The 7,521-nt window shown below is 46.5% G+C and carries 8 protein-coding genes; 4 read left to right on the top strand and 4 right to left on the bottom strand.

All coding sequences use genetic code 11. The features are described 5' to 3' along the window. Window positions 1-83: 83 nt before the first annotated feature. The 4 genes from K4039_RS03530 (at window position 84) to K4039_RS03515 (ending at window position 3,563) form a co-directional block, all read left to right on the top strand. On the top strand, window positions 84-779 hold the full coding sequence (locus K4039_RS03530; RefSeq protein ID WP_321161514.1) for an Rpn family recombination-promoting nuclease/putative transposase: 696 nt from the start codon (window positions 84-86) through the stop codon (window positions 777-779). Next, window positions 776-976 (top strand): hypothetical protein, encoded by a 201-nt coding sequence (locus K4039_RS03525; protein WP_265233743.1) that lies wholly within the window; start codon window positions 776-778, stop codon window positions 974-976. Before K4039_RS03530 ends, K4039_RS03525 begins: the two co-directional genes overlap by 4 nt. A 56-nt stretch (window positions 977-1,032) precedes the next feature. Further along, window positions 1,033-2,691, top strand: coding sequence for a CTP synthase (locus K4039_RS03520; protein ID WP_265233742.1), 1,659 nt, complete (start codon window positions 1,033-1,035; stop codon window positions 2,689-2,691). Between the two features lie 446 nt (window positions 2,692-3,137). After that, complete coding sequence (locus K4039_RS03515) at window positions 3,138-3,563, top strand: hypothetical protein (RefSeq protein WP_265233741.1); 426 nt, start codon at window positions 3,138-3,140, stop codon at window positions 3,561-3,563. 187 nt (window positions 3,564-3,750) lie between these two features. Here the strand turns inward: K4039_RS03515 and K4039_RS03510 are convergent, their stop codons facing one another. The 4 genes from K4039_RS03510 to K4039_RS03495 form a co-directional block, all read right to left on the bottom strand. Continuing rightward, window positions 3,751-4,638, bottom strand: a complete 888-nt coding sequence (locus K4039_RS03510; RefSeq protein WP_265233740.1) for an ROK family protein — start codon at window positions 4,636-4,638, stop codon at window positions 3,751-3,753. A 165-nt stretch (window positions 4,639-4,803) separates the two neighbouring features. After that, on the bottom strand, window positions 4,804-5,691 hold the full coding sequence (locus K4039_RS03505) for a tetratricopeptide repeat protein (protein ID WP_265233739.1): 888 nt from the start codon (window positions 5,689-5,691) through the stop codon (window positions 4,804-4,806). A 149-nt stretch (window positions 5,692-5,840) separates the two neighbouring features. Next, window positions 5,841-7,067, bottom strand: coding sequence for a murein transglycosylase A (locus K4039_RS03500; RefSeq protein WP_375339779.1), 1,227 nt, complete (start codon window positions 7,065-7,067; stop codon window positions 5,841-5,843). Continuing rightward, entirely contained in the window at window positions 7,064-7,318 is a 255-nt protein-coding gene (locus K4039_RS03495; protein WP_265233738.1) for a hypothetical protein, read from the bottom strand. The genes K4039_RS03500 and K4039_RS03495 overlap by 4 nt, the downstream gene beginning before the upstream one ends. Window positions 7,319-7,521 lie beyond the last annotated feature (203 nt).

Below are 7,521 nucleotides of genomic sequence, written 5' to 3'. Positions count from 1 at the left end.
CAAATCATGGGCGACATAAGAAGAACCAAGTAGGTATAATATTTGACATCCATACCGAAACATGAACCTATTCATATTCACTCATTTATTTATTATACATCGCTGAGGTTATTAAATTTTCATTCCTAAGCACAGGAAGTGGCTACAGCAAGTTAAACCCTGTGATTGCTCTGACGATTACAGATTTTAAAATGTTTGAGAACATAGACACAGTGATTTCGCATTTTATCTTCAAAGAAAAGACATTTTTAGTAGATTATCTAGCAGATCAATTTGAGATGGTGTTTGTGGAGTTACCAAAATTCAACAAGGAACTAGATGAATTAGAAACCTTGACAGATAAGTGGATATACTTCATGAAAACAGCTCAAGCTTTACAGGCTGTTCCAGAAGAATTGGGAAATGTAGAGGAACTGAAACAGGCTTTTAAAATTGCCAGTACAGCAAATCTAAATGCTCAGGAACTAGATGAGTTAGATAAGCGAGAAATCTGGATTCAAGACCAGCGTGGCTCCATTAGTCTAGCTACCAAAATAGCCCTGGCAGAAGGTATCGAACAAGGTATCGAACAAGGCATCGAACAAGGCATCGAACAAGGAAAGCAGCAGTTACAGCAATTAGTTGTGTCGCTGTTGGAGCGCCGTGTCGGGCCGCTGTCGTCGGAGATTCAAGCTCGCATCACTCGGTTATCCGCTGAGCAATTAGAGAATTTAGGAGAGGCAGTTTTAGACTTGGCCAGTGTGTCAGATTTGACCGATCGCTTGCAGACATATTCTTGACGAAAGTAAAAAGGGTTGGTCTCTGGCGGGCCCTTCGTCTCCTCCAAAAGCGAAGTATTGAACAAGCAAGAGTTGTGAAATGGGCGATCGCACTCCAAACCCATGCCAACCGCCCGATCGAGCTAATGGCCCACTCGTCATGTCCCCACCCGTATTTGAGAAATGCTGAAACCCTGCTGGACAATTTTCGATTTTAGCTCTTAGAGTTGAGTGTTACCCTCTTAACTATAGAAACATCTAAAGTTGAAAATCTATGACCAAATTTGTGTTTGTGACCGGCGGCGTGGTTTCCAGTATCGGCAAGGGAATTGTCGGTGCTTCCCTGGGCCGTCTATTGAAGTCGCGGGACTACTCTGTCTCGATTTTGAAGCTAGACCCCTATATTAACGTTGACCCCGGCACTCTCAGCCCGTTTCAGCACGGAGAAGTCTTCGTCACGGAAGATGGTGCGGAAACTGACCTGGATTTGGGGCACTACGAGCGTTTTACCGATACTTCGATGTCTCGCCTCAATAGCGTCACCACGGGTTCCATTTATCAAGCCGTGATTAATAAGGAACGCCGGGGCGAATATCAGGGGAGTACGGTGCAGGTGATTCCCCACATCACTAACGAGATTAAAGAGCGTATTTTTCGTGTAGCAAAAAATACTAATCCCGATGTGGTAATTACGGAAATCGGCGGAACCGTGGGAGATATTGAATCTTTGCCGTTTTTGGAAGCAATTCGCCAGTTTCGCAAGGCAGTTGGGCGGCAAAATGTTGTGTATATGCACGTCACGCTGATACCTTGGATTCCTTCGGCTGGGGAGATGAAAACTAAACCGACTCAGCACTCGGTTAAGGAGTTGCGGTCGATCGGCATTCAACCAGATATTTTAGTCTGTAGGTGCGATCGGCCTTTACCTTTGGGCCTGAAACAAAAATTGTCGGAATTCTGCAACGTACCCGAAGAATGCGTCATCACCGCCCAAGATGCCAAAAGTATCTACGAAGTGCCGCTGATGATGGAACAGGAAGGTTTAGCGGAACAAACCATCAATTTGCTGCAACTCGAACAGCGGCCACCCGATTTGACTCAGTGGCAAACCTTAGTCAAACGGCTGTATAGCCCCAGCCACAAGATTGATATTGCTTTGGTTGGCAAATACGTGCGGTTGAACGATGCTTATCTTTCCGTGGTGGAAGCTTTGCGACACGGCGCAATCTCGATCGGCTGCGACCTAAATTTGCACTGGATTAACTCAGAAGATTTAGAATCGGGAAACCTCGATAACTATCTCAAAGATATGAACGGCATTGTTGTGCCCGGAGGTTTTGGAATTCGGGGAGTTGACGGCAAAATAGCGGCGATCGAATATGCCAAACAGCATAAAATACCATTTTTGGGATTGTGTTTGGGGATGCAGTGTGCTGTGATTGAATGGGCTCGCAACACCGCCCAACTAGAGAATGCCAACAGCGCTGAATTTGACCCAGATACGACCAATCCGGTAATTAATTTATTGCCGGAACAGCAAGATGTAGTCGATTTGGGCGGTACAATGCGACTGGGTTTGTATCCGTGCCGCGTCAACCCAGATACGCTAGCTTTCCAACTTTATCAAAAAGAAGTGATTTACGAGCGTCACCGCCATCGGTACGAATTCAACAACGCCTACCGCAATCTTTTCTTAGAATCAGGTTATGTAATATCCGGCACATCTCCCGACGGCCGACTCGTAGAAATGATTGAATTGCCCAACCATCCCTTTTTCATAGCCAGTCAATTTCACCCCGAATTCCAATCTAGGCCTAGCGCCCCCCACCCCTTGTTTCAGGGGTTTATCCAGGCGGCGAGCACCCAGGGAAAGCAGGATTTTGTAGAAACTGAGGCTCGCGACTTAGTAGCAGGGAAACTTGCAGGAGCCTGATCTCATACCATCTGCGATCGATTAGTTCTGATATATTAGAAGTCTGTGGGGGCGGGTGAGAGTAGACAATATTCAAATAGGATGGATAGTCGATCGTACTCTCACCCGCCCAACCCAAGAATAGGATTTGATTAGGGTGGCACTTACCGGACATGATATCGGGCAGCATTCTCAACGAGTGAAAAACCTTACCCCTGCCCTAGCATAGGGGTTGGGGGGCTAGTACCCGAAGGGAGAAGACAGAAGGTAAAAATTCTTAGTATTTTTACTTAACTTTTTAGCTGAGATTTCAATCGTGATACCAGTTTCAAAAAAGAATGCAACTGTAGGCAAGATCCAAACTCATACAGAATCTGTCATTCCCAATCTAAAATTTAAAATCTAAAATGGTATGAGTTGTCAAACTATCCTAAAATACCAGGAAGCGCAGGTTTGAGGAGGTTTTTGTGGCGTATTGGAGCAAATTTACTTATGAGAAAAGTACATACATAATTGACCTTGACACTATTAGTGCTTTTTCTAGCGAACTGGATAACAAGCGTATCACATTTTGGCTGCCTAATAGCAGTCAGCCGATTATTCTTAATCCCCAAGGCAATCATGAGGCTTACAAGCAAGTTCTCGAATACATCAAAAAAACGATCGATCGCAATTCTAAAGGTTCGTGGATTAAGATTAATTACGATCGCAAGGAATTTGCGATCGATCTGAGTAGAATTAGCTCTTTTGCTTGCGAACAGAACGGTAGGCTAATCAGCTTTTTCCTGCCAGACAGTGCTACTAATATTATTCTCATGCGCGAAGGCAACTCAGACGATTATCTAAAAATTCAGGAATACATTAAAAATATGACTGGGCACTCTCTGCCATGAAGAAGGAGGAAGGAAGAAGGAAGAAGGAAGAAGGAAGAAGGAAGAAGGATGAAGGATGAAGGGAGATTATTATTAGTAACTCCCAACATTCATTTTAATTGTTTTTGTGGTATGTGCGCGATGCGAACCGTAAGTTTAGAGATGAAAAGAGCGCAGTCAAAGGCGCTGCATTGTTAATTTTTCATCACTATTGAGCGACTTGCCAAGCGAGTTTTGCTGCGCCTACGATGCCTGCTTGATTGCCCAATTTGGCCACCAATAACTGCAAATATTCGCGAGAACTGGGGAGTACCCGCCGCTCAATTTCGGATCGAACTGCTGGCAAGAAAAACTCTGCACCGGCACTAATTCCGCCACCGATAATAATAGCTTCCGGCGTTAAAATATAAATGAGACTTGCTAAACCGATACCGAGATATCGTCCGTAATTGTGCCAATATTCTAAAGCTTTGGCATCTCCAGACTTTGCTAAATCTGCTAGTTCTAGGGGTTCTAAACCAGTTTCGCGGCGAATTGCTTGCACGGAAACGTACTGTTCCAAGGAACCGCGATTGCCACTGTTGCACTCTGGGCCATCGGGATTTATGGCAATTAATCCGAGTTCTCCGGCGGCGCCTTGATGACCTGAAAATAGTTTACCATCTAAGATAATTGCACCGCCGACTCCTGTTCCTAATGTTAATAAAATTAGATTTTTAAAGTTTTTTCCTGCACCTAACCAAGCTTCTCCTAATCCGGCACAGTTGGCATCATTTGCTAATATTGTTGGCAGTCCGGTTTTTGCTTCTAACCAGTCAGCGAGGGGGACGTTATGCCAGTTTTTGAGGTTAATTGCTACTCTGGCTATTCTGCCGGCTGCGTCTGCGGGGCCTGGTGTGCCAATGCCGATCGCCCCTACAGCATTTTCTTGTGAATTAAGTTGTAAAATAGCATCGGTGATGGCGGCTAAGACGGCTTCCGGCGTAGCGGGTTGAGGCGTTGGGACAGTTAAGGATTGGTGACAAACGCCGTCAGCGCTAAATCTGCCGAGTTTGATTGCGGTGCCGCCTAAGTCGATGCCGATTACTTGTGTCATTACGATTTGAGATTGTAGTGAGGACTTCAGTCCTCTTTCATCTTATTTGAGTGTGTGAAAATTACCGACGGATGCGGTGCTTAGCTTAATTGATCAGAATATCATGGCGATCGCCCAACTCCGCCAAAATGCTGGAGCGAGGCGAGTTCGGCTATTCAGTTTGTTCTAACGTTCTAACTGACGTTGCGCTACGTCTCGGTTGTGCAAAAATTCGTGGTAGTCTGGTTTGAGAGCAATTGCCTGGTTGAAAGATGTGATCGCCTCTTCAAACCTGCCTAAATTAAACAATGCACGACCCCGATTGTTCCAAGCCTCGTCAAAATCAGGTTGAATTTCTAAGGCTTTGTCGTAAGATGCGATCGCATCTTCCAACCTGCCTAAATTATCCAGTGCACCGCCCCGATTGTTCCAGGCGTCGTGTAAATCTGGTTTGAATTCTAAGGCTTTGTCGTAAGATGCGATCGCAGCTAAAAAATCTCCTTCTTCAAACTGCTCATTCCCTCGATAGCACCACGCATCAGCATCTAAATTAACTTCCGATTCATCCTCCGCATCCCTGCGATTCCCATCCCCAGAAAAACCCAAACCATCCCCAACAAACACCGCCTCAATCACATTCCCATACCCACCATCATCCTCAACCACCGGCAGCGGAAATCGCGTCAAAATCTCCCGCCCAAGATCCCCCGCTACCTGCGACAATTCCCCGCTACCAAATCTCCCCAACAAACCCAGCCGCTGCGCCAATTCCTGAAGCGAAACCACCGCATCCGTAGCAGCGGTGTCATCATGTTCGCCCTCAAACAATCCACTCCCAAACCGTCGCAACCAAGCGGCCAATTCACCATCTCTCAGGCGTTTTGCGATTAAGAATCCCGCGACATCCCCTCGACTCCAGCCGGCATTCACCCCTTCCAGGATTTCCATGAATTTCGACTCGTATTCCGCGTCTGTTAGGGTGGGGCGGGGCGCAGGTGGTGGCGCAGGTGGGGGTGTAGTTCCCAATAGGCGCTGGATTAGTCCTTTGAGGAATTGCCAAATTTTGTTGAGCATTTGTGGGGTTGTGATGGGTGGGGTTGTTTCTATTTTGTTCTGTTTTGCTAGCCACTCGTGAATATCGAATAAACCGGGTTTTTTCCTAATCTATCGATGATTGCGAATAATTTTGGTAAAAACCCGGTTTATGGCCACTCGCTTTGTTCCTACTTTAATAGCGGATAATACAGTTCTCCAGTAGAGTTGATATAACCCGCCCGATCGCCCGCCGAGTTTCCCGTCCCCATAAATACATCAACTCTGCCCGCGCCTTTAATTGCACCACCCGTATCCTGATCCAAAACATACCGATTTACGGCACTTTGTTCGAGTTTCCCCGCTGCATTGGGATAGGGCAGTTTCGTGCTAATTAATGCTAGCGCGCCGGGGGGCATTAACACTTTATCCGTTGCGATCGACCTTTCGGCAGTTACGGGCACTCCAATGCTGCCAGTAGCAGGTGCGCCGTTAGTATCTCGGAAGAACACAAAACTTTGATTCTTCGGCAAATACTTGTCCATTTCTGCCGGAAAATTGGTAAAATATTCGTTTAGTTTCGGCAATGTTAGCTGTTCTAAAGTAAACTTGCCGTCCTTAACTAATTCTCGCCCGACACCTGTATAACTCTGACTGGTTTTGCCCGCAAAACCGACTGTCATTACGCCGCCGTCTGCTAACTGCAACTTCGCCGAACCTTGGACGTGGACGAGAAATGCTTGGAAGCGATCGCGCAACCAGACCAATTCCAACCCCCGCAACAATCCTTTACTTCCCTGCAAAGCATCCGCACCTTCCAATTCCAATCTGGTTGGGTGAGGTTTCGACCAAGAACCCAAGTTTGGCGGCACTCTGTACAGGGGGTAACGGTATTCGGAATTAGGCGTGCGAGAAGCTGGGTAAGTCGGCTCGAAATAACCGGTAAATGCAACTGTACCTTTGTTGTCTTTGCCGATCGACTTATAAAACACAAATTCCCGCTTGACAGATTCCTGGAGTTCTGCTGGAGTTGTAGAACTGACAACTAATTGCCGGAATCGATCGAGCGATCGCCTAACTCGATCGCGCGTAATACCTGCTACAGGATAGCGGCTGTAAGCACTGGCGGCGGCTTGGGAGTTGAGATAACCGAGGCTGTTGTCGATCGACTTTAACAGCAATTGCTTATCCCCCGGTTTGCCATTTTCGCCCCAGATTTGAGCGTCAAAGGCGATCGACTCCAACTCACTCGGTTGTAATTGACTTACACTAATGGGTTGCAGCGCCGGAATTGCGATCGCGGGCACCGAAAATGCGATCGCCAAAACGCAACAGGCGATCGCCAATAGCTGATAACGAAAAATCTTACTCAATTTCCAATCTTTCCTACTCAATTGATAACTTTCCCGATCGATCATTCATCGTATCGTTCGATGCTAGAACTAAATATCGGTTCAACGCGAATTCCGAGAATAGCGGTAGGCCGAATTACCATGTATTCGCCTTGAATATTTTTGATCGGGACATTAACAAATTCTGACGAATCTTGTTTGGGAACCAGGGTTTTATACCACTGTTGAAAATCTTGCAGGGTTGCAAAACGGATTTCTTCGCGGTGGCCGCCATCAATCAGTAGGTGCACGGAATATTCGCTGGGAGTTCTAGCCATAGGTGTATTTTAGATTTTAGATTTTAAGGTTTTGGAACGATTTCATATTTTACCCGATCCTCGGCGCATTCCCTCATCTAGTAGGTTGGATTCAGGGAGAGGAGATGGGGAGGGGAAGAGTGGGAGAGTGGGAGAGTGGGAGAGTGGGAGATTTGTCTGTCATTGCGCTTCGGGAAAGCAATCGCAGAAACTTGTAGGCTACG

The sequence above is a fragment of the Lyngbya sp. CCAP 1446/10 genome, from assembly GCF_026130175.1.
Classification (GTDB): Bacteria; Cyanobacteriota; Cyanobacteriia; order Cyanobacteriales; family Microcoleaceae; genus Microcoleus.
Note: the sequence above shows the minus strand (reverse complement) of the source record. Positions and strands in the feature narration are given on the sequence as shown.